General features: G+C 73.7%; 24 protein-coding genes. 15 read left to right on the forward strand and 9 right to left on the reverse strand.

Annotated features, from left to right (window positions below; translation table 11 throughout):
- Positions 1-173 precede the first annotated feature (173 nt).
- From AC0B61_RS34360 to AC0B61_RS34385, 6 genes are all read right to left on the reverse strand, one after another.
- A complete protein-coding gene (locus AC0B61_RS34360) occupies positions 174-344 on the reverse strand; it encodes a hypothetical protein (protein ID WP_471746018.1) in 171 nt (56 codons plus the stop codon).
- A gap of 34 nt (positions 345-378) precedes the next feature.
- Entirely contained in the window at positions 379-918 is a 540-nt protein-coding gene (locus AC0B61_RS34365) for a hypothetical protein (RefSeq protein ID WP_471746020.1), read from the reverse strand.
- A gap of 133 nt (positions 919-1051) precedes the next feature.
- The gene (locus tag AC0B61_RS34370; protein ID WP_471746022.1) at positions 1052-1426 is read right to left on the reverse strand and encodes a peptidoglycan-binding domain-containing protein; all 375 of its coding nucleotides are present in this window, start codon (positions 1424-1426) and stop codon (positions 1052-1054) included.
- Positions 1427-1728: 302 nt separating this feature from the next.
- The gene (locus AC0B61_RS34375; RefSeq protein ID WP_471746024.1) at positions 1729-2091 is read right to left on the reverse strand and encodes a peptidoglycan-binding domain-containing protein; all 363 of its coding nucleotides are present in this window, start codon (positions 2089-2091) and stop codon (positions 1729-1731) included.
- 121 nt (positions 2092-2212) lie between these two features.
- Positions 2213-2572, reverse strand: coding sequence for a peptidoglycan-binding domain-containing protein (locus AC0B61_RS34380; RefSeq protein ID WP_471746026.1), 360 nt, complete (start codon positions 2570-2572; stop codon positions 2213-2215).
- Between the two features lie 867 nt (positions 2573-3439).
- On the reverse strand, positions 3440-4900 hold the full coding sequence (locus AC0B61_RS34385) for a COG1470 family protein (protein WP_471746028.1): 1461 nt from the start codon (positions 4898-4900) through the stop codon (positions 3440-3442).
- Positions 4901-5115: 215 nt separating this feature from the next.
- Between AC0B61_RS34385 and AC0B61_RS34390 the strand changes: the two genes are divergently transcribed.
- Positions 5116-5859, forward strand: a complete 744-nt coding sequence (locus tag AC0B61_RS34390; RefSeq protein WP_471746030.1) for a response regulator transcription factor — start codon at positions 5116-5118, stop codon at positions 5857-5859.
- A gap of 67 nt (positions 5860-5926) precedes the next feature.
- On the opposite strand, the gene AC0B61_RS34395 is transcribed toward AC0B61_RS34390, so the two are convergent.
- Complete coding sequence (locus tag AC0B61_RS34395; protein WP_471746032.1) at positions 5927-6127, reverse strand: DUF397 domain-containing protein; 201 nt, start codon at positions 6125-6127, stop codon at positions 5927-5929.
- Entirely contained in the window at positions 6124-6972 is an 849-nt protein-coding gene (locus AC0B61_RS34400; RefSeq protein ID WP_471746034.1) for a helix-turn-helix domain-containing protein, read from the reverse strand. Before AC0B61_RS34400 ends, AC0B61_RS34395 begins: the two co-directional genes overlap by 4 nt.
- 273 nt (positions 6973-7245) lie before the next feature.
- Here AC0B61_RS34400 and AC0B61_RS34405 point away from each other — a divergent pair, with 273 nt between their 5' ends.
- The 9 genes from AC0B61_RS34405 (at position 7246) to AC0B61_RS34445 (ending at position 17277) form a co-directional block, all read left to right on the forward strand.
- Entirely contained in the window at positions 7246-7614 is a 369-nt protein-coding gene (locus AC0B61_RS34405; protein ID WP_471746036.1) for an ATP-binding protein, read from the forward strand.
- Positions 7611-7871: a hypothetical protein gene (locus AC0B61_RS34410; protein ID WP_471746038.1), complete on the forward strand. Its 261-nt coding sequence runs from the start codon at positions 7611-7613 to the stop codon at positions 7869-7871. The genes AC0B61_RS34405 and AC0B61_RS34410 overlap by 4 nt, the downstream gene beginning before the upstream one ends.
- 379 nt (positions 7872-8250) lie before the next feature.
- Positions 8251-11517, forward strand: coding sequence for a hypothetical protein (locus AC0B61_RS34415; RefSeq protein WP_471746040.1), 3267 nt, complete (start codon positions 8251-8253; stop codon positions 11515-11517).
- A complete protein-coding gene (locus tag AC0B61_RS34420; RefSeq protein ID WP_471746042.1) occupies positions 11514-12236 on the forward strand; it encodes a Pvc16 family protein in 723 nt (240 codons plus the stop codon). The genes AC0B61_RS34415 and AC0B61_RS34420 overlap by 4 nt, the downstream gene beginning before the upstream one ends.
- Positions 12233-14404: an ATP-binding protein gene (locus AC0B61_RS34425; RefSeq protein WP_471746043.1), complete on the forward strand. Its 2172-nt coding sequence runs from the start codon at positions 12233-12235 to the stop codon at positions 14402-14404. Before AC0B61_RS34420 ends, AC0B61_RS34425 begins: the two co-directional genes overlap by 4 nt.
- A 196-nt stretch (positions 14405-14600) precedes the next feature.
- Entirely contained in the window at positions 14601-16145 is a 1545-nt protein-coding gene (locus AC0B61_RS34430) for a phage tail sheath family protein (RefSeq protein WP_471746045.1), read from the forward strand.
- A 42-nt stretch (positions 16146-16187) separates the two neighbouring features.
- On the forward strand, positions 16188-16628 hold the full coding sequence (locus AC0B61_RS34435; protein WP_380648825.1) for a phage tail protein: 441 nt from the start codon (positions 16188-16190) through the stop codon (positions 16626-16628).
- The gene (locus AC0B61_RS34440; protein ID WP_471746047.1) at positions 16625-17122 is read left to right on the forward strand and encodes a hypothetical protein; all 498 of its coding nucleotides are present in this window, start codon (positions 16625-16627) and stop codon (positions 17120-17122) included. Before AC0B61_RS34435 ends, AC0B61_RS34440 begins: the two co-directional genes overlap by 4 nt.
- Positions 17119-17277, forward strand: a complete 159-nt coding sequence (locus AC0B61_RS34445; RefSeq protein WP_199807987.1) for a DUF6760 family protein — start codon at positions 17119-17121, stop codon at positions 17275-17277. The genes AC0B61_RS34440 and AC0B61_RS34445 overlap by 4 nt, the downstream gene beginning before the upstream one ends.
- A 526-nt stretch (positions 17278-17803) precedes the next feature.
- Here the strand turns inward: AC0B61_RS34445 and AC0B61_RS34450 are convergent.
- Positions 17804-18310 carry a hypothetical protein gene (locus tag AC0B61_RS34450; RefSeq protein ID WP_471746049.1) on the reverse strand — a complete coding sequence of 169 codons (507 nt, stop codon included), beginning with the start codon at positions 18308-18310 and terminating at the stop codon, positions 17804-17806.
- A 2053-nt stretch (positions 18311-20363) separates the two neighbouring features.
- On the opposite strand from AC0B61_RS34450, the gene AC0B61_RS34455 reads away from it, so the two are divergent.
- From AC0B61_RS34455 to AC0B61_RS34475, 5 genes are all read left to right on the forward strand, one after another.
- Positions 20364-20786, forward strand: a complete 423-nt coding sequence (locus AC0B61_RS34455) for a hypothetical protein (protein WP_471746051.1) — start codon at positions 20364-20366, stop codon at positions 20784-20786.
- Positions 20787-20861: 75 nt separating this feature from the next.
- Positions 20862-21287, forward strand: coding sequence for a phage tail protein (locus AC0B61_RS34460; RefSeq protein WP_471746053.1), 426 nt, complete (start codon positions 20862-20864; stop codon positions 21285-21287).
- 62 nt (positions 21288-21349) lie between these two features.
- Positions 21350-22072: a CIS tube protein gene (locus AC0B61_RS34465; RefSeq protein WP_471746054.1), complete on the forward strand. Its 723-nt coding sequence runs from the start codon at positions 21350-21352 to the stop codon at positions 22070-22072.
- A complete protein-coding gene (locus AC0B61_RS34470; protein WP_471746056.1) occupies positions 22069-23847 on the forward strand; it encodes a VgrG-related protein in 1779 nt (592 codons plus the stop codon). The genes AC0B61_RS34465 and AC0B61_RS34470 overlap by 4 nt, the downstream gene beginning before the upstream one ends.
- A gap of 96 nt (positions 23848-23943) precedes the next feature.
- Positions 23944-24255, forward strand: coding sequence for a PAAR domain-containing protein (locus tag AC0B61_RS34475; protein ID WP_471746058.1), 312 nt, complete (start codon positions 23944-23946; stop codon positions 24253-24255).
- Positions 24256-24272: the final 17 nt, after the last annotated feature.

A 24272-nucleotide genomic window follows, 5' to 3' on the forward strand; every position in this document is an offset into this window, starting at 1 on the left:
CTCCTGAAGACCGCCCCTGACGGACAATCAGCCCACTACACTGCACCACGCAGCCTCTGACCAGGCAAAACACCGAAGTCCTGCTGGAGTACTAGTACTCCAGTGCGGCTTCGTGATCTATCCGGTCGCGGGGGCGGTGAGTCATCGCTGGTAGCGGCTCAGGAGCGCGCGGGTCAGGAGTGAAAGCGGATGCGGATCATGAGGGCGTCCTCGGCGAGAGCGTCGAGGTAGCGGTCGGCGAAGTCGAAGTACCGGTGGCCGACGAGAGCGTCGGGGTCGCTGGACGTGCAAGTGCCGTCGAGCCACTCGCCGTCCAGAGTGAGCAGCACGTTGGTCGGCACCACGCGGGAGCACGTCCGACGTACGTACTGCTCGCGGTTACCGGCATAGCAGGCGACCGGATCGTGCATCCTGGCCCACCGGGGGGGCCTGCTCACTGCTCGCCCGCAGGGCGGTCACGGCCCGGATGACCGGTTGCTCGAAGAACGCCTCCCGCCCCGCCCAGCCGTCGTAAGCCTGCGCGATCATGGCCCGCTCCGACAGTGCGGGTTCGAAGTCGGCGCTGAAGGCGGCCCAGCCATCCCGGTCCGCACCGGCCGCATCCGCCGCTGGCGCGCGGTCGCGGTCCAGATCGAGCAGGCCGCGCGGGCCACCGTCGCAGCGCTCCGCCGGCTGTGGTGGCCGCGGGCTGCCGTCGGACCAGAGCGGGTTACGTGCCAGCCGCGGATCGGCTTCGTATCCGGCACGGACCGCCAAGCCGTCTGCGCCATCGCCGCCGAAGATGTGCCACCACTGCCATTCGCCCTGCCAGACGCCACCTGACGGGATCTCGGCGTCATTCCAGAACGGGGCCATTGCGGCAGCCAGCGCGTTAGGTACGTCGGCGGGTTCGGTGGGCGACAGGCAGACAGTGAGCATGTCTCGGGCCATGGAATCGCAATTCGAACGGCGTTGATACCAGCCGAGGCATCGGTCGGCCGGGCGTGCCGGTGGGCCCCGTCCCCTCCCGGGGCCCACCGGTCACGGACCTACCGCCGTTGCGCGCCGGGTGTCAGCGGAGGGTGGGCAGGAAGTTGTAGCAACCGTAGTAGTCCTTGGTCGTCTCGACCATGACGTCACCGGTCCTCGGGCCGACGACGCCGTCCGGGTCCAGGCTCGCCCAGCGCTGGATGGCAACGATCGCCCCAGCGGTGTCGGGGCCGAAGGAGCCGTCCACGTCGATCGTCTTGTAACCGGTCTGGAGGTGCAGGCTGTTGGAGATCTGCTGCACGCACTTGACGCTGTTGTAGGTGTTGCTCCGGCCGGGACCGACCCACAGCGAGCCGGAGTTGGGCACGGCCTGGGCGACGCCCGTGGCCCCGACCGTGGCCATGGCCGCAGCCGCGAACAGGAACGCGCCGCGGCGCTTGATGGAACTGCTGCTCAAGGTAACCCCCAAAGTGTTCGGGGCGGGGCACCGCGAGGTGCCCTGCCCCGGTGTTGCTTCCAACCGACTGGTCAGCATACGTGTTCGAGGCGTTGCTCAAGTAGTCGAGCTTCGCCCAGGTCAGCGGGTCGACCTCGCCGTCCGTCTGAAGTCCGGTGCCGCCTGGAACTTCTGAGCGGCCCGCAGGGTGGCCTGGCCGAACACCCCGTCGCGGTCGATCCCGTAGCCGTCAGAGGTTTCCGTTCAGCACGCCGCAGCGCTGGGGCGGTGACCCCGCCCCAGCGCTGCGGCTGACAGCTCGGTCAGCAGGCCCAACCGGAGGCGTTGCTCCAGTAGTCGAGCTTCGACCAGGTCAGCGGGCCGACCTCGCCGTCCGTCTGAAGCCCGGTACACGCCTGGAACTTCTGGACGGCCCGCAGGGTGGCCTGGCCGAACACGCCGTCGCGGTCGATCCCGTAGCCGTCGCTGGGGTTGATCGAGAGGTTCAGCTCGCACTGGAGGGCCTGCACCGCAGCACCGGTGGCGCCCGGCTTCAGCAGCGGCTCCGAGGTCGAGTACTGGCTGCAGGACGAGTTGGGCGTGGCGGCACTCGCGGTGCCGGCGGTGGCGATGCCGCCGCCGAGAATGAGGCCGGTGACGGCCAGAGCGCCGAGGATCTTGCGCATGGGGAGTTCCCTTTCCATGGTGGCGCGCCGGACTCCGGGCGCGCCGTGTGGTGTTCGTGTTGATCGGTTCCGCACCAGCGCTGGAACCTGCCCCGCTCCAGTGCGGCAGCTACCGGCGGGGTCAGCAGGCGTAGTTCGGCCCGCTGCTGTAGTAGTCGAGCTTCGCCCAGGTCTGCGAGCCGACCTCGCCGTCCGCCTGGAGCCCGGCACAGCCCTGGAACCTGTAGACGGCGTTCAGCGTGGCCTGGCCGAACACGCCGTCCTCGGCGATCGGGTAGAAGCTGCTGCTGATCGAGCGGTTCAGCTCGCACTGGAGGGCCTTCGCGGCGTCGCCGGTGGCGTTCGCCTTCAGCAGCGGCTCCGACGTGGTGTACCAGCTGCACGGCTTCCCGGGCTGAGCGGCACTCGCGGTGCCGGCGGTGGCGATGCCGCCGCCGAGAATGAGGCCGGTGACGGCCAGGGCGCCGAGGATCTTGCGCATGGAGTTCCCCCGTTCTTTGCGGCGCGCCGAATCCGCAGCGCACCGCGTGGTGTTGGCGTTGAGCGGTTCCGTTCGACTGCTCTCGGAACGGCACCAGACTCGCCTGCCGGGGGGCCTGCCGACTATCCGAAAACGGTCCTCGTCGGTGCACGGAATCGGCTAGGAGCTGTCCGGGCGGTCAGGTAGGGAGCCGGACCGCCCGGTGGCTTGCGGAACGAGGACGGTGATCGGGGTGGAGTGCGCCGGCCGGGCTCGCAGCCGATCTGCGCGCCGGGATGCTGCTCCCACACGACCGGAACCTCGCCGCCACCGGCGCACACCTGCCGGTTCGGACGACCGGGCCACCTACGAGGCCACCATCGGCATCGCCATGCTCACAACGGGCCCTTGACGCAGGCCGGCCTGCCCTGACGGCCGGTGTCTCGGTACGGCGAGGAGTGAGCAGCACCGTCGACGCCTGATCACGGTCTATAGCGCGAGTACTGGATCAGGGGTGGGGACGGCGTGTAGGTGACAGGCGGGTCGGCGCGGCGTCAGGAGGGGGCGCCGGGGGCAGGCTTCGGCGTGTGCCGGGGGAAGGGCCGGCTGCCCCTGAGGGACGGGCCAGGTGCCCGTGTGGGCAGGTCCGGATGTCCCGGACGGGGCGCCCCGTCCGAGCTGGTGTGATCTGGTCGTATTGTCGGTGGGTGCCCGAACCGGTCGTTGTTACTGTCGGGTATTGACATGGTCACGGGCTGGGGGAGGAGATATCCGGAGGGGGAGATCACGGGGACGGGCAGGTCAGAAGGGGCTCGTCGCCATCGTTTGGGGCAGCCGGCGCACCGTCCGGTCCGGCTGCCCGGGGAGGAAAGTCACCCTGACACCGATTCAGTTGCCCTTACTGACATCACTCAGCGCGCCGCTGATGTTGAGGAGTTCGTGGCACGTGGCCGCCTGCTTGCCCGAGGCCGGGGTGCCCGGCGTCTCGCAGGTCACGTTTGCCGTCACTGCCTGGTCCTCGGAGACCTGGATGGGAGTCACCCAGTGGTAGTCCTGGTTGCGGAAGGTCTCCAAGGCGATCGTGGTGATCGTCTTGTTGCCGGCCGTGATGGTCACCAGCCCCTGGTCGCCCTGGAAGTTGGCGACCACGAGGTCGGTGATGTCGAAGACCTTGCCGTGCGGCACCACGTAACTGCCCGTCGCGGAGGCGCCGTTCGCCGTCTGCACGTCGATCGTGGCGGAGCTCTGCTGTCCGGTCCCCGGCACCGCCTGGCCCGGACCCGGGTTGCGCCCGCCGGTACCCGCGCTCGGCTGGCCGGCGCCCGGCTTGGCCTGACCGCTGGAGCCACCGCCGGCCGGGGCCGTCGGGGCGCCCCCGGCGGGAACGCCGGCGGCCGGAGCCGGGGTGGCGCTCTGCTGGGCGACGGCCTGTTCGGCGGCCTGCTTCGCGGAGCTGCGCACCGCCGGGCGGACCAGGGCGAACCAGGCCAGCAGCAGCGCGAGCAGCGCCGCCAGGAGGGCGAGCAGCCACCGGGGGAAGATCGGAAGTTGAATGAACTCGCCGTCCAGGACCGACCGCTGGACGGCCGTCGGGGAGTCGGCAGGGGCGGCGGGGGCGAGAGTGGCCGTCGAGACCGTCGCGGCCTCGCCCGCCGTGCCCGTGGCGCGGCCCGTATCGGTCGCGCCGTTGCCGGCCGCGCCCTTGCCGTCGGCACCCTTGCGGGCCCCGTCCTTGTCGGCCGCGACCTCCTCCGGGCCCACCGTGACCTCGAACGGCCAGGAAGCCTGCTTGCCGAACCAGATCAGCTTGCGGGTGCGTGCCTGCACGCGCAGCTCGCCGGACTCGCCGGGCTGGAGGCGCAGCCGGTCCGGCGTGACCCGGAACCGCAGGTCCTCGCCGGCCTGCCCGGGAGTGAGGACCACGGTGCCCGGGGCGTTCCCGAGGTTGCGCACCGAGGTCCGGTAGCGGCCGCGCAGCCAGCCGCGGCGGCGGCGCGGCGCGAGGGCGGCCTGCAGCTCGTGGAACGGCGTCACCGTGACGGTGGCCTCCGGGACCGTCACCAGCTCGGGGTGCTCGGCCGGCAGCACCCGGATGCCGAGCGGGAAGTCCCCGGCCCGCGAGGCCGGCGAACGGGGCGGAGCCAGACGGACCGTCACCGTTTCGGACGTCCCCGGATAGAGGGAGACCCGGGCCGGTTCGACCGTCGTCCACGCGGCGCAGTCGCCGACCACCTCAAGCGAGTACGCCTCAACGATGTCGAGGTCGTTGCGTACCGTCAGGGTCGTGGTGGCCACGCCACCGGGCGCCACCGTCAGTGCGGGCAGGCCGAGTTCGGCGGATGTGGTCATAGCGTGACGGTAGGGCCGACCGGTGGGCCGACGAGAGGGCCGTGCGGGCAAGCTGTGGGCACAACCCTTGCCCGCACGGACAGACCGACCCTGCCCGGCGCCGTCGCGGCTCACCCCGCGGCCCGGGCGCACGTACCGCCCACACCCACGGCCGGCTCCGCCCCACGGCGGCCGGCCCGTCACCACCGCAGGTCCCTGGAGAATGGAGTAGTGCGATGACGCTGACCGATACATCCCGTGAGGAAGACGTCACCATCCGGCGGACCGTGCTGACACCGCCGTCCGGCAGTGCCCGGCGGTCCGGGCCGGTCGTCCCGACCCAGGGGCGGGGCAAGCCGGCACAGGTGCGCGTGGCGGTGTACGCCGAGGACCTCATCCTGCAGACCGGTGTGGTCCAGCAGTTGCGCCAGCGGCCCGAGGTGGAACTGCTGAGCGAGAGCGAGGCGGCGAAGGCCGAGGTCTCCCTGCTGGTGGTCGACGCCCTCACCGAGGCGGTGGCCGAGCACCTGCGCCGGCTACGGCTCGCCACCTCCGGCCGGATAGGCCTGGTGGTGGGGCACTTCGAGGCGGGCGGACTGCAGACGATCGTCGAGTGCGGGGTCGCCGCCGTGCTGCGCCGCTCGGAAGCGGACCAGGACCGACTGGTGCACCTCATCACCGCCCTGGCCAACGGTGAGGGTGTGATGCCGGGGGACCTGCTCGGCGAGCTGCTCGACCGGATCGGGATCCTCCAGCGCACCATGCTCGACGGGCGGGGCCTGACCCTGTCGACGCTGACGGCCCGCGAAGCCGAGATGCTCCGGCTGGTCGCGGAGGGCTTCGACACGAGCGAGATCGCCGCGAAGACCTCCTACTCCGAACGCACCGTCAAGAACGTGCTGCACGAGATCACCACGCGGCTGGGCCTGCGCAACCGGGCGCACGCGGTGGGGTACGCCATGCGGCGCGGCCTGATCTAGCGCGAGGGCGGAAAGGGAAGCGGTGCCTCGCCCGGCTCGGGCGAGGCACCGCTTGACGGGGGAGTGCTCAGAGCAGCCCGAGGTCGAACTCCCCGGTAGCGACGGCGGCGATGAAGGCCTGGTGGGCCGCACGGTCGAAGGCCAGGGCGGGACCGGAAGGGTCTTTCGAGTCGCGGATGTACGAGACCGGGCCGCCCGGAATGGCAACCTCGACGCAGTTGTCGTCTCCGCCGCTGTAGCTGGACTTCTTGAAGGTCGGCTGAGTCACTTGATCCTGTCTCTCTGTGCGGTGATAAAGGCGAGCGAAGAGTCGACGGACATGGCTTCTGCCGTGATCTCCTGAAACTTCGCCCGGCAGAGTTCCACATCGGCTGGATCCTCGACCCACAAGCTGCTCAGCATCCCTTCGACCAGGACGACGTCGAGGTCCTTCCGCTGCGGGAAGCCCATGAGCGTGAACGCTCCGTACATTCCCGGGTGGACCGCCGCACCGATCGGCATGACCTGGATGTTGATGTTGGACATGCCGCTGAGTGTCAGCAGCCTGTCCAACTGCGGGACCATGACCTCGGGCCGGTTGGCGTTCGAGTAGAGGGCTGCCTCATGGATGACGGCCCACACCTGCACGGGGTTCGGGCGCGTCAGGATGGACTGGCGTGCCATCCGAACCTGGACCAGGTCCTCGACGGTCCCGCCGGACCGGGTGCGTAGGCGGTCGATGACGATCCGCGCGTACTCGGGGGTCTGGAAGAGGCCCGGGATGAAAGCCGATTCGTACGTCTTGTAGGTGGTGGCGTCGGCTTCCAGGACGATGAGGTCGTTGGCGGTGGCATTGATGACATCGCGATAGCTCAGCCACCAGCCGCGCTTGCTTCCATCTTTGGTGATGGCGATCAGCCCAGCCCTGTAGTCCTCGTCATCGCATCCGTAGAAGTCGAGGAGCTTGATGACGTCCTCGATCTTGGCCGCGGTGTGGGCGGTCTCGATGCGAGTGAGCTTGGGTTGGCTCATCCCCGTGGCTTCTGCGACCACTTCGGCGGTCAGCTTCCGTTCTTCACGTAGCTTCCGCAGTTCGCCGCCGAGCCGCCGTCGGCGAACGGTCGAGACTGCCATGGTGTCCCCTCCTGAGCTGTCAGTTGACCAGTCTGCCTGTGTGAAGGGGCCGGCGCTACCGACAACTGGCCTTCCGAGCCGCCGAATTCCGGTTCGATTTGTATATATGCGAGTTATGGCGGATGAGTTGCGCCGTGCAGTGCATAGGCCCCATGCTGAGCGTAGCGGGTCGATTGCGGTGCGTATGCGATGACCTGTGATCTCGCCGTCGCCTGAGGCGTGCCTGCCTGTATGCGGCGATGAGTGATCCATTTCCCCTGAGGAGGTTCCTTCGTGTCTCCCCTTGAACTCCCCCCTGACTGGTCGGCCGCGCGCGAGGAGTTGCGCGAGGCGACGGCGCGCGCCGGGTGGAAGCCCGATCTGGTCGCCGATGCCGAGGTCGCGCTCCTCGAACTGTTCGTCAACGCGTGGCGCCATGGCGGGAGTGCGGCGCCGCTGGTCGTGATCGCGCTGCTCGACCACGTGCTCCGGGTCTCCGTCAGTGACGCGAGCCCCGTCGTCCCGATCCAGCGCGACGGCTCGGACCTCCTCTCGGTCTCCGGCCGGGGCCTGCACCTCGTCCGCTCCCTCACCGACCGGTTCGGTGCGGAGCCTCGTACGGCGGGCAAATCTGTCTGGTTCGAGCTGGACGCGGCCGCGTGACCGCCGACCACCGCCGCCCGACGGGGCCGGACGACCCGATCATGCGCACCTACACCGAGCCGGAGGTCGCCTCGCTGCTCGGCGAACTCCGCGAGCGCGGCCGCGAGTTCGGCCTGCTCTGGCCCTCCGCCACCACGGACAGCGTCGTGGACGGCCGGGTCCTGGTCCGGTTCGGCAACGCGCCCGCCAGCACTGTCCTCAACCTCCTCGCGATCCTCCGTCACTACGAGAAGGCCGAGGCCCCGTGCGACTCCTGATCGACCTCGTCCTTCCCCTCCTCCTGCTGCTCGCCATCGCGGTCGTCGGTGTCGGCGCGGTCGCCGTCCTGCGAATGCCCCACGGCCGGGAGGCCGCCGTGAATGCCGGTTCCGGTCCCGACCGAGGCCGCGTCCGGCAACCCGTGGCCTGACGCCCCACCCGCGCCGCCCGGCTCGACCCGTCGGGCGGCGAAGGCGTGACGGGAAGTCGGGCCGGCCGAGTTCCCGTGCGCGATGCGCTGGGCGCCGCGGTCGCCGTGGCCTGCCCTTCGGGGACACCGGTTGTTTCCCCCGGCTGGGGTGTCCGGGCTCTGCCGCCGCGGCCCGGGGCCGGGGAGACTGCGGGGGAGACCGCCCCTGCCATCCTGTGAGGTCGAGCGTGATCGGCGCCACCGCCACCCCCCGCTTCATCCGGCGGCCGGCCCGTGCCGCCGCCGCCGTCCTGCTCGCGCTGGTGACGGCCGTGGTGACGCTGGGCACCGCCGCCCCCGGAGGGCAGAGCGCACCGGCCGCCGCCGCGGCCGTCGACCCGGCGGCCGGGCGGATCGTGTTCGCCGGCACCAACCACCGCGGCCTCGGCCGGGTGACCGGTGCGGCGGCCAGCACCCCGCTGTTCGGGCCCGGCCCGATCCACTTCGACCAGGACCCGTCGGCCCGTGGCGGCGACCTGGTCTTCACCAGCCTGCGGGACGGCCCGCTGCCCCAGGTGTACCTGCGCGACGCGGCCGGCGCGGTGCACAAGCTCACCACCGGCATGGACACCTCCCAGCCCGCGCTGGCCCCGGACGGCAAGGGCGTCGTCTTCGTCGCGCTGGAGCCCCGCGATGGCGGCGGCGCGCCCCAGAAGGTCCTGTGGGCGGTCAACCGGGACGGCTCCGGGCTGCGCCGGATCACCGACGGCGCGGCCGACGAGACCCATCCGACGGTCTCGCCCGACGGCAAGTGGGTCGCGTACGCCTGCACCGGCGACGGGGCGCACATCCAGGTCTACCTGCGGCCGTTCACCGGCGGCGCGCCGACCAAGGTCACCAACGTGGCCGACGGCAACGCCGTCGACCCGGCCTGGAACCCGGTGGACGACGACGCCCACCGCAACCAGATCGTCTACACCTGGGACCGGGGCGACCAGGGCCGGACCCTGATGCTCACCTCGCCCACCGGCGGCGACAAGGCGTTCTTCCTCCGCACCGGCTCCACCTGGCGGACCGGCTCCGCCGCCTGGATGGCCGACGGCAGCGGGGTCCTCTTCCTGAGCGCCGACCCGCTGCCCCCCAACCCGCCGCAGCCTGACCCGTCCCGGCCGCCGGTCGTCAACCTGTACCGCGCGCCGACCTGCTCCTGCGACGACCCCCAACTGCTGTACGGCACCGACCGTTTGATCGCGGCGCCGACCTGGCTGGGCACCCAGGCCGAGGGCGGCCCGGTGGTGGAGCAGACCAGCGCCTCCGCCGCCAACATCGCCGACGTCCAGGACGTCCGCCCCGACGGGGCCGACCCGCGGGACCTGGGCATCAGCGTGCTCAGGGAGGACCCGGCCGCGGACACCAACACCGATCCGAACCCGGCGGCCGACCCGCTCTTCCACCCCCGCCCCGGCTACGACCCGTGGTACGAGCGGCAGGCCTACACGCCGGACGGCCGGAAGATCGTGGTGACCCGCTACGAGGACTCCCCGGCCGGGCGGATCGAACGGATCTGGCTGGCCGACGCCGACGGCTCCAACCCGCACCCGATGAACCTGGCCGGGCGCGGCCCGACCGACCGGGACACCGACCCCTCCTTCTCGCCGGACGGCAAGCTGATCGTGTTCAGCCGGAGCGCCCCGGGCGGCGGCGGGCAGCCGGGGCGTCCGGGGCGGGTCCTGATCGCCCAGGTGTCCACGGGGGCGATCGTCGGCACCGTCGAGCCGCCGGCCGGCCAGGCCGGGGCCTCCGACGGCGAGCCCTTCTGGTCGCCCGACGGCAAGTCGATCGCCTTCTCCAGGACCGCGGTCGTCAACGGCAACGCCGGCAACCTGCACGTCTGGACCGTGGCCGCCGGCGACCTCACCCGGCAGACCGACCTCAGCCGGGCGGTCTGCCCCGGCACCTGCAACGTCATCGACGACAGCCCCGTGTTCTCGCCCGACGGCCGGCGCATCGCCTTCAACCGCAAGGCCGGCGACGGCGGGAACAACCGCCAGGACGGCGTCGTGGTCACCTCGCCGACCGGCAGCGACTGCACCGTGGTCCTGCCCACCCAGCTCGGCCGGGACAAGGGCGCCTGCACCCGGCCGCTGCCCGACACCTCCGAGACCGGGCCGTTCCAGCCCCGCGACGTCGCCTGGACGGCGAACAGCGCCCAACTGGTGCTCACCTCCCGCCGGGCCCTGCCGCCGAACTCGCCGGAGGGGCTGGCCGTCTACGACTTCGCCGCCGGCACGCTCACCCCGCTCGACCGGCGACTGCCGGGCCGCCAGAAGGAACCGGCCGTCCAGCAGTCCGTCGACCTGGCGCTGACCGCCCCCGCCCGCACGCCGGCCGTCCCCGTCGACGGCGGCACCGACGTGACGATCACCGTCACCAACAAGGGGCCCGCGTCCTCGCCCGGGACCACCCTCACCGTCTCGGTGCCGACCGGCGCCCGGCTCGGCGGCCTCACCGCCCCGGTCGGCCAGTGCGACGCCGGCGCGCTGCGCTGCGACCTCGGCACGCTGGCGCCGGGCGCGGCGGTCCGGGTGACCGCCCGACTGATCGGTACCCGGCCCGGCACCCAGCCGTTCGGCTGGAGCGTCACCGGGGCGGTGGTCGATCCGAACCCCGGGGACGACTTCGCCCAGACGTTCCTCCCCGTGCTGGACCCGCCGACCCCCACGCCGTCACCGTCCGCCTCGCCGACGCCGTCACCCACACCCACACCGACGCCGACGCCGACGCCGACGCCGACCCCGGCACCGTCCACCACGCCCGCCCCCGCGCCGCCGCCCCCGCCGGCTCCCGAACCGGCCCCGGCACCGCCGCCGCAGGCCGGCCCCGGAGTGTCGGTCGACGCCCAGCCGAACCCCGGCTACGTCGGCGGCCACGTGACCGTCAGCTACACGGTGCGCAACACCGGGCAAGCCCTCGCGACCGGGCTGCGCCTGTCGCTCGGCCTGCCCGCCGGCGTGCCCGCCGAAGCCCTGCCCCCGGGCTGCCGGGACGGGGCCTGCGACCTGGCCGACCTGTCCCCGGGCGGCAGCCAGGTGGTCCGCGTGGTGCTGTCACCCGTCGCGGCGCTGCAGACCACCATCAGCGCCGAACTCACCACCACCGGCACCGACGCCGTCCCGGGGCCGCACCGGGCGAGCACCCCGCTGCGCATCCTGCAGCCCCGCATCGTCGCCGTGCCGCCGATCGGCAAGCCCGGCTTCGTGACCTCCGTCCGGGGCGTGGACTTCCCGCCCGGCGCACCGGTGCGGTTCACCTGGCAGCCCGGCATCACCGCCGCGGCCGCACCCACCCACCCCCGGGCCGACGGGACCTTCGCGGGCCAACTGCTCATCCTCCCCAAGGACGAGACCGGCCCGCGGACCATCATCGCCGACGGCCCCGGATTCTCCCCGGTGACCACCCCCTTCCTCGTGGTCGAGGGCAGCATCGGCCCGCCCGGGGAGGTGGAGCGGCGATGATCCACGAAGTCGACGAGGCACTGCGGCTGCTGCTCGCCGAGGCCGGTCTGCAGGAGCGCGGGGTCGAGGTGGCCTTCGACGCGCCCACCCGGGACTTCAGCGCCCGGCGCACCGCGCCGACGGTCAGCGTCTTCCTGTACGGGATCCGCGAGGAGACGGGCCGCCGACAGGCCGGCGCCATCGCGGAGCACGACGCGGACGGCATGGTGATCGGCCACCGGGCCGCGCCCCGGTGGTTCGAACTGGCCTACCTGGTCACCGTCTGGACCAGCCGGCCGCAGGACGAACACCGGCTGCTGGCCGAAGTGCTGCAGTGCCTGACCGCCGTGGACGCGCTGCCCGCCCGGGTGCTCACCGGGACGCTCGCCGACCTCGGACTGACCGTCGGGCTCGACATCGCGGGGCGCGACACGGGCCTGCCGTCGGTGTCCGACGTGTGGTCCGCGCTCGGCGGCGAACTGCGGCCCTCGATCGACCTCAGGGCGCTCGCCCCGCTGCCCGGCGGACGCAGCCCCGTCGGACCGCCCGTCACCGAGGGCCTGGTGGTGCGCGCCCAGGACACCAGTCGGGACGCCTCTCGGGACGATGCGGCACCCGCCGACGGCCCGGGCCGCCGGCTGCGCTACCACGGCGGCGCGGACCCCGGCCCGGACGGCTTCGCCGCGCCCCGGGACCGCGTACTGCCGCCGGGCCGCCGGACCCGGGGCGGGACGCGATGAGCCTCGACCTCCGGACGGCCGTGTCGGATGCGTCGGCCGCGTCGGGTGCGTCAGGTGCGTCGGCAACGCCCGCCCCGGCCGCGGCACCCGCGGGCCCCGACCACCTCTGGGAACGGCTGCACCTGGTCGAGCAGCGGGTCCGGACCGCGGTGCGCGAGCGCCGGGCCGACGACCCCGACCCGGACGACCCGTACCGCGGCCAGTACCTCAGCCCGGAGGCGGTGGAACGGATCCTGGCGGCCTCCGCCACGGCGCGCCACGACGGTACGGCCCCCGGCGACGCGCCCGCGCCGCCGCCCGGCTCGCGGCTCGCGCGGCTCAGCGAGGCCTTCGGGCTGCTCCCGGTGGACGTCGAACTCCTGCTGGTGGCTCTCGCCCCCGACCTCGACACCCGCTTCGAACAGCTCTACGGCTACCTCAACGACGACCTGACCCGACGCCGCCCGACCATCGGGCTGGCCCTGCGGCTGTGCGGACTGTCGGGCCTCGGCGCCGCCCGCTTCCGGTTCTCCACGCGGGCCCCGCTGATCGCCGGCGGGCTCCTGGAGGTCTCAGAACCGGACCGCCCGCTGCTCTCCCGCGCCCTGCGCGTGCCGGACCGGGTGACGGCCCATCTGCTCGGCGACGACGAACCGGACGGCGCCCTCGCCGGGCTGGCCCGCCGCGCCGCGCCCGTAGCCGCCGACGGCGCCGCAGCGGCGTCGGAGCCCGTCGAGCGGCTGCGCGCGGCCGCGGCGGACGGCGGACTGGTGCACCTGCTGGACCGGGACGGGCACGCCGTGCCGCTGGCGGTGGCCGCCCTCGCCGCCGACGGCCGGGCGCCCTTGGTCGTCGACGCCGCCGCGCTCGCCGCCCGCCCGCCGGGGAGCATCCTTCGGGTGCTCGCCCGCGAGGCCCGGCTGGGCAGGGGCGGCGTGGTGTTCGGACCGCTGGACCGGCTCGAACCCGAACGGCCCGAGCGGGCGGCCCTGTTGCGCGAACTGTGCGCGGAGCTCACGGGCCTCCCGCTGCTCGTGCACGGCCCGCAGGTGTGGGATCCGGACTGGGCGCGGGACAGCCCGGTGGTGGTCACCGTCCCGCCGCCGGACGCGCGCGGCCGGGCCGAACGGTGGGCCCACGCGCTGGCCGCCGCCCGGACACCGCTGACCGACGCGCCGGCCGAGGCGCTGAGCGACGAACTGACCGAGGCGGTGGCCGCCTACCGGATCGACCACGAGAAGCTGGAGCGGGCCGCCGGGGTGGCGGCCCGGACGGCGGCCGCCGAGCGGCGCCCGGTGAGTGCGGAGGACCTGCGGGCCGCCGTGCGGGCGCAGAACGCCGCGGGCCTGGCCCGTCTCGCCCGCCGGATCGAGCCCGCCGTCGGCTGGGCCGACCTGGTGCTGCCCGAGCCCACCGAGGGCCGGCTGCGCGAGCTGGTGCTGCGGGCCCGGCACCGCGAACAGGTGCTCGGGCGCTGGCGGATGCGGCCGGGCGGCGGCCGGGGGAACGGGGTGATCGCCCTGTTCGCCGGGGAGTCGGGCACCGGCAAGACGATGTCGGCCGAGGTGGTCGCCGCCGAACTCGGCATGGAGCTCTACGTCGTGGACCTGTCCACCGTGGTGGACAAGTACATCGGCGAGACCGAGAAGAACCTGGAACGCATCTTCACCGAGGCCGCGCAGGTGAACGGCGTCCTGCTGTTCGACGAGGCGGACGCGCTGTTCGGGAAGCGCTCCCAGGTGAAGGACGCCCACGACCGCCACGCCAACGTCGAGACGGCCTACCTGCTCCAGCGCATGGAGTCGTTCGAGGGGATCGCGGTGCTGACGTCCAATCTGCGCGCCAACCTCGACGAGGCGTTCACCCGGCGGCTCGACGTCATCGCGGAGTTCCCGCTGCCCGACGAGGCGCAGCGGCGGGTCCTGTGGGACCGCTGCCTGGGGTCGCGGCTGCCCCGCGGGGACGACCTCGACCTGGACTTCTGCGCCCGGCGCTTCGAGCTGACCGGCGGCTCCATCCGGGCCTGCGCGGTCTCCGCGGCCTACCTGGCCGCCGGGACGGGTGCCCCGCTGGGCATGGCGCAGCTGGTCGCCGCGGTGGTCGGCGAGTACCGCAAGCTCGGCCGGCTGGTGCTGGAGAGCGAGTTCGGGCCGTGGCTGACCGTCCTCGGGGGCGGCGGGCGCGGCTGACCCGGCCCGTCGGCGGCGGGCCGGCGGTGGCGGCCAGCCGGGTGCCGCTCCGCCGGTGGGGGCGCCTGCGGGTACCTGCGGCGCTGCCCGCCGGGGCAGTCGTTCCTGCCCCCGGTCCGGGACCTCGGGACATGTCCCCGGACGGCGCCCGGCAGCAGACTCGGGGACGACTGACCGGCCATCCGAAGGAGCGCGAATGCCGTCGTACCTCACCCCGGGCGTGTACGTGGAGGAGGTCCAGTCCGGTGCCCGCCCGATCGAGGGCGTCGGCACGGCCGTCGCCGCTTTCGTCGGCTTCGCCGAGACCGGTCCCTTCCACGAGCCCACGCTGGTGACCAACTGGGACCAGTTCGTCCAGCGGTTCGGCGGGTTCACCGAGGGCACCTACCTGGCGCACGCCGTGTACGGCTTCTTCGCCAACGGCGGCGGCTCCGCCTACGTCGTGCGGGTCGGCGACCCGGCCCGGCAGGCGCCCGGCGGCACACCCGCCGCCGCCGTCAGCGCGCCCCCGCCCGTCGCGGTCTCGGGCTTCCTGTTCTCGGCCCTGCCCGGCGCGGGCGGCGACGTGTCCGTCGAGATCGCCGACGTGGAGGGGGAGAACGTCCCCGAGGACCGGTTCCGACTGCTGGTCCGCCGCGGCAGCGAGGTCGCCGAGACCTACGACGTCTCGACCCGCCGGAACACCAAGGGCTACGTCGTCACCCAGCTGCGGGAGTCGAAGCTGGTCGCGGTCACCGAGCAGGCCGGCACCGCGCCGAGCCGCCCCGAGCGCGCGACCCACGCCCTCGCCGCGGCCCCCGCGCCCGCGTCGGCCCCGGCCACCGCCACCCGGCTCGACCCCGCCGAGTACGTCGGCGACGCCGCCGCCCGGACCGGGTTCTCCGGCCTGGAGGCGATCGACGAGATCACCATGGTCGCGGTGCCCGACCTGATGAGCGCCTACCAGCGCGGCGACCTCGACGACGAGGGCCTGCGGACCGTCCAGCTCGCGGTCATGTCGCACTGCGAGCAGATGGGCGACCGGATCGCCGTACTGGACCCGCCGCCCGGCCTGAACGCCCAGCGGATGCGGACCTGGCGCAACGAGGAGGCGGGCTTCGACTCCCGCTACGCCGCCCTCTACTACCCGTGGATCAAGGTGTTCGACCCGGCGACCGGCCGCAACGTGCTGGTCCCGCCGAGCGGCCACGTCGCCGGGGTGTGGGCGCGCAGCGACGCCGACCGCGGCGTGCACAAGGCGCCGGCCAACGAGGTCATCCGCGGTGCGGTGGACCTGGAGACCCGCCTCAGCAAGGGCGAGCAGGACCTGCTGAACCCGATCGGCGTCAACTGCGTCCGGGCGTTCCCCGGGCGCGGCATCCGGATCTGGGGCGCGCGGACCCTCTCCTCCGACCCGGCCTGGCGCTACCTCAACGTGCGCCGGCTCTTCAACTACCTGGAGGAGTCGATCCTCCTGGGGACCCAGTGGGTGGTCTTCGAACCCAACGACGACCGTCTGTGGTCCAGCATCCGCCGGAACATCACCGCGTTCCTCACCGAGGAGTGGCGGCGCGGGGCGCTGTTCGGCCAGACCGCGGCCGAGGCCTTCTACGTCAAGTGCGACCGCGACAACAACCCGCCGGAGTCCATCGACCTCGGCCAGGTGATCTGCGAGATCGGCGTCTCTCCGGTGAAGCCGGCGGAGTTCGTGGTGTTCCGGCTGTCCCAGTTCTCAGACAGCACGAGCCTCGTCAACGAGTGACCGCCGGCACGGTCGGCACCCATCGGAAGGTGACAACAAGCAATGGCTGAAGGCGATCCGCTCTCCACACACATCTTTGGCGTCCAACTCGGCGGCTACAACGTCGAGTCCGTCAAGGAGATCAGCAACCTGTCGGTCGACCAGGAGGTCGTCGAGTACAAGCAGGTCACCCAGGAAGGCAAACTGATCGTCCGCAAGCAGCCGGGCGCCCGGCTGCCCGGCGAGGTGACGATCACCCGCGGCCTCGACAAGAGCGGCGCGTTCACCAACTGGATCAAGGAAACCCTCAACAACGGGGCGATCAACACCGCGCGGCAGAACCTCACCATCGAGGTCAAGGACACCACCGGTGCCACCCTGCGGCGCATCCAGCTGACCAACGCCTGGGCCAGCCGCTGGGAGGGCCCCACGCTCACCGCGGGCGAGTCCAGCGCCGCGACGGAGACCGTGACCATCGTGTTCGAGGAGATCAGCGTAGAGTGAGGCGACGGATCGGCCTTGACGAACTGCTGGAACGGGGCCCGGCCCAGCAGAACACCGCGCCGCCGCAACAGCAGCAGCCCGCGGGCCAGCCGGGGCCGGCCGGGCCCCGGCCCCGCGGGCAGGCACCACGCACCGAGTTCGAATTCGAGCTGCCGCTCGGCTACGTCGACGACGAGGGCGGCGTGCACCGGCACGGCACCATGCGCCTGGCCACCGCCCGCGACGAACTGATGCCGCAGATCGACCTGCGGGTCAAGGAGAACCCGGCCTACCTGAGCGTGGTGCTGCTCAGCCACGTGATCACCAGCCTCGGTGACATCACCGACGTACACGCCGGCATCGTCGAGCGGATGTACGCCACCGACGTCGCCTTCCTCCAGGACCTCTACCAGCGGATCAACAGCGAAGGCCACACGCGCGCCGCGGTGACCTGCCCGCACTGCGACGGCGCCTTCGAGGTCGACCTCGCCGGTGGGCGCCTGGGGGAATCGTGACGTACGCGCCTGCTCGGCTGTACGAGGAGATCGCGTACATCGCCTACCACTTCCACTGGCAGCGGGAGGACATCCTCGACCTCACCCACCGCGAACGCGGGCAGTGGGTGCGGGAGATCGCACGGCTCAACACCCGTGTCAACGAAGGCGGGTGAACAGAGTGGGGCTTCGGGACTGGATCAGCCGCCGGACGGCGGGTGAGGCGGCGGACGGCGGTTCCGACGGCGGCGCGAGCAGCGGCGTGGGCAGCGGTGCGACCGGCGGTGTGACCGGCGGTGCGGGCACGGCCGGCTCAGCCGGTGACGGTCCGCGGCGCCCCGCTGCGGGGGACGAGGGGTGGCGCGCAGTGCGACCCCTGGTCCCGACCGTGGCCCGGGCGGCGCACGGGGTCAGCGACGGCCTGAAGTTCCGGTCCCGGCTCTCCTCCTGGCAGGACCCCTCGCTGTGCGGACCGCTCGGCCATGCGGTTCTCCCGTCCGCTCCGGCGGGGATCCTGCGGGCGGTGGCGGCACCGCTCGCACCGGCCGCCGCCGTCGCGGGCGGGGGCGGCCCTGCCCTGCCGGTCGCCAGGAGAACGGCCGGGGCGACCGATGCAGGGCCGGTCGCAACAGGCGAGCCGGCCGAGGCAGCCGGGTCGGCCGAGTCGGTCCGCGTGGGAACACCGGCGCAGACCCGGCCGGTTCAGCGCTCCGGCGGGGTGCGGCGGCTTCCCGTGCGGCCGGCCTCGCGGGCGACGCACGCGGGCGGGGGCGACCGGTCGGTCGTGCCGGACGGCCGTCCATCCATGCCTAAGGTGACGACGCCTGATGCGGCGGAGCCTGAGGTAACGAAGCCTGAGGCCGTGAAGGCTGATGCGCTCCGCCCGGTGCGGCCCCGTTCCGTCAGCGAACCGCTGATCGTCGCGCGGCGCCCCCGGACACTGTCCGCTCGCCCGGTGACGGTGGTCCCGGGATCGGTCAAGGCGCCGGTGGCGACGCCTGCCGCGACGCCGGTTGGCGCCACCGAGTCGCCGAGCCGTGGCACGGAGACGGCGCGACCCGCCGTCGCGGCGGAACCCGGCACGTCCTCGCCTGAGAGCGGCGAAGCCGTCGTGCGGACGGTCGCGCGGCCGGAGAACACCATCGCGCCCGCGCGGAGCGGACCGGCCGAAGGGGCGGTCCAGCGCGCCGTCGCGCCGGGCGTGGCCACGCCCGCCCGCCCGGTCCTCGGCGAACCCTTGACCTCGCTGCCCGCGAGCGCCTCACCCGTGGCCGCCGTCGGCCCTCAGCGCCCTGACACTGCCCCGGGACTGCCGCCCATGCCGGTCGTCCCGACCGACGCGGGGACCGTGCGAGCCGAGACGGGCGGCCCCGACGGCGCCCGGCAGCTCGGGAACAGCCACCGTGACGCCACCGACGGCGGGGGCTCCCGCACGACCACCGAGCGGGGCGGCCCGGCATCGTCCCGCGCCGGACGTGGACCCGCCGACGGCGCATCCGTCCAGCGTGCTCCGTCCAGGGCAGGCACTTCCTCGCGCACACCGTCGTCGCAGGCCCCCGAGCGCGCCGAACGCGCCGAACGCCCCGCAGACACCGACCAGGTCCGCCCCGACCCGGCCCCCGCCCGTACGCGCGGAGGCCTGGGCGCGCCCCTCGACGCGTTGCCGCCGACGGCGGCAGCGCCGCGTGGCACCGCCCCCCTGCTCGGCGGGCGCGGACCGGTCCGGCGGATCACGGGCCCGGCGGCGACCGGCGCCGCGGGCGGCAGCACCGGGAGTGCGGCGGAACAGGGCGGCCCTGTGGCCGCGGGGCCTGCGGTCGGTGAAGCGCTGCGGGTGCAGCGTGCCGTCCGGCGTTCCGACGAGACTTCGGCTCCTGCAGCTCATACAGCTCCTCCAACAGCTCCTACGGCACCGGCAGTTCGGCCTCGGAGCGGCCCAAGCGAGGGCGGTCCGGGCGTGCCCACCACCGTTGCGCCGGTGGCCGATGGGGGACCGAGCGTCCAGCGTGCCGTCCGGCGCCCCGGAGAGACCCCGTCGGCCCCGACGGCCCCAACGGCGTCGGCGGGCCGCTCCCGGAGCGGCGACGACGGACAGCCCCGGCCGGGCGGCGCGCCGCAGCAGGCCCCGGGCCAGGGGAGTGCTCCGCACGAGAGCGGTGTCGGCCCGGCGGTTCCGGCGCGGCCAGGGGCCGGAGGCTGGGGCGTGCAGCGAGCCGTCGCGGTCACCGGCCCGAGGCGTGGCCTGATCGGCGAGCGTCCGATGACATTCGCCCTCGCCGCAGCGACGCCGCCGTCCGCGACCGCCGCCGGCGCTCGCCCCGGCACTGCTGCGGCGCCGTCCGGCCCGCCCGTGGTGCCGGCCGTCTGGCCGAGGGCGCTCCAGCCGCGCACGGACGGCGAGACGACCGCTGCCGCGCAGTCGGCGGCGCCGGGTGGTCGGCCGTCCGGCGCCACGGCTGTTCCGCAGCGCTCCCGCTCGCGGCACGCGCCGGGCGTGGGGGACGGCCGCTCCGCCGTCGGGCCGTCGGCGGTGCAGGGAAGTTCGGCGGGGTCCGGCACTTCGGGCCCCGCAACAGCGCGGGATCAGGCGTCCGGTGCGGGTACGGCTGCGGCTCGCGGGCTCGCGGGTGTGCTGCAGCGGTCGCGCGCTCGGCGGTCGTCCAAGGTCGGGGACGGCGGTGCGGACGGCCGACAGGACGCCGATCGCCCGTCGGCGCCGCCGCCGCAGGGTTCGGCGCCGACCGGTGCGACCCCGGTTTCTGCCGTGCCGGGACAGGCGTCCGGTGCGGGGACGGCTGCGGTGCGCGGTATCGCGGGCGTGTTGCAGCGTTCGCGTGCGCGGCGTTCGTCCGCAGGAGGGGCTGGCCGGAGTGCGGCCAATCACCCGGTGGTGCAGGGGAGTTCGGCGCCGAGCGGCCCGTCAGGCGCAGCAGCCGGGCCCACCGACCCGCCGCCTGCGCTGCCCCTGTCCGGCCGCGCCCGTGCGGCGGTGGCGACCACGGGTGGCTCGGCCGTGCAGCGTGTCGTCGCACCGGAGTCCGCAGGGCGCCCGGCGTCCGGCGGCCGCGTTGCGCCGTCCGCCGCCGGGTCGGCTCCGCGCCCGCCCGTGGTGCGGCTCGCGCCGCTGACGGCTCCGTCGCTCCAGCGGCTTCCGGCCGGCGCCCGGTCCCCGCAGCCGTCGCCGTCGCCGTCGCTGGCGCCCGCCCAGCCCGGCCCGGGCTGGGCAGCGGGTTCGCAGCTGCCCGTCGCGTCCTCGCCGGTCGTGTCGCGCGCCGCGGCCTCCCGGTCCGTACAACTGGCCCCGGCAGCGCCGTCGACCTGGGCAGCGCCGTCCGCCCCGGCCGGCCCCGTGCTGCCGTCGTCCGACACGGCGCGGGTGCTGCAGCGGGTGGCGGAGCAGGCGGGCCTGACCGGGGTGCCGTTGACCGCCGTGCCGGCCCGGACGCCGACGACGGTGCAGGCCGCCCCGCCGGCGGCCGCGCCGACCCGGGCCGGCGCGCGGCGTGCGACGGACGCCGGTGGATCACCGGCCGAGCCCGCCGACGCCACGGCCACCGGCATCGCCGGGGTCGCCGACCTCGACGAACTGGCCCGGCGCCTGGTCGAACCCGTGGGGCGGCTGCTGCGGACGGAGCTGCGCCGGGGGAGGGAGCGCAGCGGGCGACCGTACGACGTGCGCCGCTGAGCGCAGACCAGGCGCGCGGCCCGACGGGCGACCGCAGCGACATGACCGGAAGCAGCAAGCAGGGAAGCGGGACCGATGACCGACAACATCTTCGCGACCAGTGTGTTCTTCAGCCTGACCATCGGTGGGAACGACCTGGGCGAGTTCACCACCTGCTCGGGCCTGGGTGCCCAGGTGGAGATCGAGCAGTACGCGGAGGGCGGCAACAACGGTTTCGCCTGGCAGCTGCCGGGCCGCATCACCTGGTCGAACATCACGCTGAGCCGTGCGGTCACCGCGGACACCCTCAAGATCGCGCGCTGGCTGGGTGAGATCGTCCGGAAGGTCGAGCCGAAGGACGGGGAGATCGTGGCGCTGCGGCCCGACCTGAGCCGGATCGTCGGCTGGCAGGTGCTCGGGATCGTCCCGGTGCGGTGGGACGGCCCGTCGTTCGACCCCTCCAGCTCCCAGGCGGCGATGGAGACGCTGGAGATCGCCCACGCGGGCCTGCGCCCATCCTGACGCCCCCGCCTACCCGTGCCCCACCCCGCCCCACCAGCCCCACCCACGTAAGGAGCACCACGATGTCCCCGGCGGTCCCCGCGAGCGTCACCCGGGCGCAACTGACCATCATGGAGCCCCCGTCCACGGTCGGTGCGCAGCCCGGCGGGGCGCTCGTGCGGCTTCCGCTCCAGTTCAACCCGGCGACGCTGGTGCTCCGCAAGACCACGGAGTGGCGGCGCACGCCGTCCCGGACGGCGGGCCAGTCCGCGTTGCCGGAGTTCGTCGGCAGCGGTCCGCGGTCGCTCTCCCTCGACGTGTTCCTGGACTCGACCGCGACCCACGACAACTCGGTGGAGCGGGCGGTGGAGCAGCTGATGACGGCGTGTGTGCCGACCCCGACCAGCCTGGCGCGCAAGACGCCGGCCAGCCCGTGGATCCGGCTGGACTGGGGCACCCTGAAGACGACCTCGTTCAACGGGGTGCTGACCGGCCTGTCGGTCACCTACACGCTGTTCGACGTCGACGGCAATCCGCTGCGGGCGGTCTGCTCGCTCACCATCGACGAGGCCAGCGTCGACCCGGCCGGCCAGAACCCGACCTCCGGCTCGCCCGAGGCCCGCAGCACCCACCGGGTGATCGCGGGCGACAGCCTGCCGCTGCTCGCCTGGCGCGCGTACGGCGACGCGACGGCGTGGCGCACCATCGCGGAGGTCAACGACATCGACGATCCCATGGCCCTGGTCCCGGGCGCGGAGCTGATCGTGCCCGGGATCGACGAACTCACCCAAGGCGGCCGACCGTGACCACTCCCGAGGCCCGCGGCGGCCGGCCCTTCGCCGCGGATCCCGTCGTCGAGGCGCCGGGCCCGCTGCCGCCGGTCTGGGCGACCCAGCTGGTCTCCTGCGACATCGAGGAGAGCGTCGGCTTGCCGGACACCGCGGTGCTGACCTTCCGGGACGCCAACCACACCTTCCTCGCCGCGACCGGGATCACCATCGGGACCAAGCTGCGGGTGTCGGTGGTCACCGTGCAGGGGCACACCCAGGTGCGGCTGCTCACCGGCGAGGTGACGGCGTTGGAGCTGGAGGTGGACACCACGGGCTCGTACACCGTGGTGCGGGCGTCGGCGGTCACCCACCGCCTGATGCGCGGGCGCCGGGTGAAGGCCTTCCGGAACATGACGACCGCCGACATCGTCCGCCAGGTGGCCGCGGGCGCGGGCCTGGCCTGCGGCCGGATCGACTCCTTCCCGGTCGTCCACCAGCAGCTGTCCCAGGCGAACGTCCCGGACTGGGAGTTCCTGCAGTTCCTGGCGCAGGAGAGCGGCGCGCAGGTGCGCGTGGACGACGACGGGCAACTGGAGTTCGTCCGGCCCGAACCGGCGTCCGGCGCACCGGCCCCCTCCACGCCGGCGCCGCAGAGCCCGCTGGTCCTGGAGTACGGCCGCAACCTCCTGGAGCTGCGCGGGGTGCTGACCGGCGCCGCCGGCGCGGACACCGTCGAGGCGCGCGGCTGGAACGTCACCACCAAGAGCGCCCTGGTCGCCACCGAGCCGTCGGTCACCTCCCGGACGGTGCAGCCCGGGATGAGCCCCTCGACGGCGGCCTCGGCCTTCCCCGGCCAGGCCCGGCTGACCGTCGCCGACACCCCGTACCGCACCCAGGCGGAGACCACCGCCGCCGCCCGGTCGCTGGCCGCCTCGGTGGCCGCCGGCTTCGGCGAGCTGGAGGTGGTCGCCGAGGGCAACCCGCGGCTGCGGGCGGGCGTCGCGGTCGCCCTGGGGAACGTCGGGGCGGCCTTCTCCGGCCGCTACACCGCCACCGGCGTGCGCCACCTCATCGAACCGTTCCGCGGCTACCGCACCACCGTCGTGGTCAGCGCGGCGCCGGACCGCTCGCTCGCCGGGCTGGTCACCGGCGGCAACGCGCCGCCGCGCGGGCCCCGGATGCCTGGCCTGGCCGTCGCCGTGGTCACCGACGTCCGGGAGCCGGGCGACGGGCAGCGCGGCTGGGTGAAGCTGAAGTTCCCCTGGCTGGACGACACGTACGTCTCCGACTGGGTGCGCACCGTGCAGTGGGGCGGGCACGGGGGCGGCGGCATGGTCTGCCCCGAGGTCAACGACGAGGTGCTGGTCGGGTTCGAGCAGGGCGACCTGGACAGCCCGTACGTGCTGGGCGGCCTCTACAACGGCGTGGACCGGCCCTCGCCGCACGACGTACCGCTGGTCGACGCGGCCGCCGGCAAGGTCAACCGCCGTTCCGTGGTGTCCCGTTCGGGCCACCGCCTGGAACTGCTGGACGTGCCGGGCGGCAAGTCCGGCGTCCGGCTGGCGAGCGGGGACAAGAAGCTGGAGGTCAGGCTCGACCAGCAGAGCGGCGAGATCGTCCTGACCGTCCACGGCGTGGGCGGCGCGGCGGGGAGCACCGTGCGCCTGTCCTCCACCGGCATCACCCTCGACGCGGGCACCGGAGAGGTGAACGTGCGCGGCGGATCGGTGACCCTCCGGGGCACGACGGCGGTCACCGTGGACGGCGGGGTCGAGGCCGTGATCAAGGGGGCCTTCGTCCGCCTCAACTGACGGAGCCTCAGGAAGTGTGCGGCAGAATGCCCGCAGCAGACAGCAGAACCGTGCCCGCGACGTTCGGGGGCACACCATCGGAAACGGAGACCGCAGATGCCCCCCGCAGCCCGGACCGGCGACCTCACCGACCACGGCGGCGCCCTCACCACCCCGCCGCCGGGCGCCCTCAAGGTGGCGACCGTGCTGATCGGCGGCCGGCCCGCCGCGGTCGTCGGCAGCATCCACGCCTGCGTCCCGCACGTGGAGATGGGCCCCGCCAACCTCGTCGAGCCCTCCCTGGGCACGGCGACCAGGGGAATGGTGCTGATCGGCGGCCTCCCCGCCGCCCGCATGGGCGACAAGACGACCTGCGGCGCCACCATCACCTCCGGTGCGCTCAACGTGCTGATCGGAGGCGCCATATGAGTGGGCGCGGCGAGCGG

The sequence above is a fragment of the Kitasatospora sp. NPDC023385 genome, from assembly GCF_055664045.1.

Excerpts from the sequence above, each read along its gene's own strand:
- AC0B61_RS34365 (WP_471746020.1), bottom strand. The coding sequence starts at position 918 with ATGCTCACTGTCTGCCTGTCGCCCACCGAACCCGCCGACGTACCTAAC.
- AC0B61_RS34375 (WP_471746024.1), bottom strand. The coding sequence starts at position 2,091 with ATGCGCAAGATCCTCGGCGCTCTGGCCGTCACCGGCCTCATTCTCGGC.
- AC0B61_RS34380 (WP_471746026.1), bottom strand. The coding sequence starts at position 2,572 with ATGCGCAAGATCCTCGGCGCCCTGGCCGTCACCGGCCTCATTCTCGGC.
- AC0B61_RS34385 (WP_471746028.1), bottom strand. The coding sequence starts at position 4,900 with ATGACCACATCCGCCGAACTCGGCCTGCCCGCACTGACGGTGGCGCCC.
- AC0B61_RS34390 (WP_471746030.1), top strand. The coding sequence starts at position 5,116 with ATGACGCTGACCGATACATCCCGTGAGGAAGACGTCACCATCCGGCGG.
- AC0B61_RS34400 (WP_471746034.1), bottom strand. The coding sequence starts at position 6,972 with ATGGCAGTCTCGACCGTTCGCCGACGGCGGCTCGGCGGCGAACTGCGG.
- AC0B61_RS34420 (WP_471746042.1), top strand. The coding sequence starts at position 11,514 with ATGATCCACGAAGTCGACGAGGCACTGCGGCTGCTGCTCGCCGAGGCC.
- AC0B61_RS34425 (WP_471746043.1), top strand. The coding sequence starts at position 12,233 with ATGAGCCTCGACCTCCGGACGGCCGTGTCGGATGCGTCGGCCGCGTCG.
- AC0B61_RS34430 (WP_471746045.1), top strand. The coding sequence starts at position 14,601 with ATGCCGTCGTACCTCACCCCGGGCGTGTACGTGGAGGAGGTCCAGTCC.
- AC0B61_RS34435 (WP_380648825.1), top strand. The coding sequence starts at position 16,188 with ATGGCTGAAGGCGATCCGCTCTCCACACACATCTTTGGCGTCCAACTC.
- AC0B61_RS34460 (WP_471746053.1), top strand. The coding sequence starts at position 20,862 with ATGACCGACAACATCTTCGCGACCAGTGTGTTCTTCAGCCTGACCATC.
- AC0B61_RS34465 (WP_471746054.1), top strand. The coding sequence starts at position 21,350 with ATGTCCCCGGCGGTCCCCGCGAGCGTCACCCGGGCGCAACTGACCATC.
- AC0B61_RS34475 (WP_471746058.1), top strand. The coding sequence starts at position 23,944 with ATGCCCCCCGCAGCCCGGACCGGCGACCTCACCGACCACGGCGGCGCC.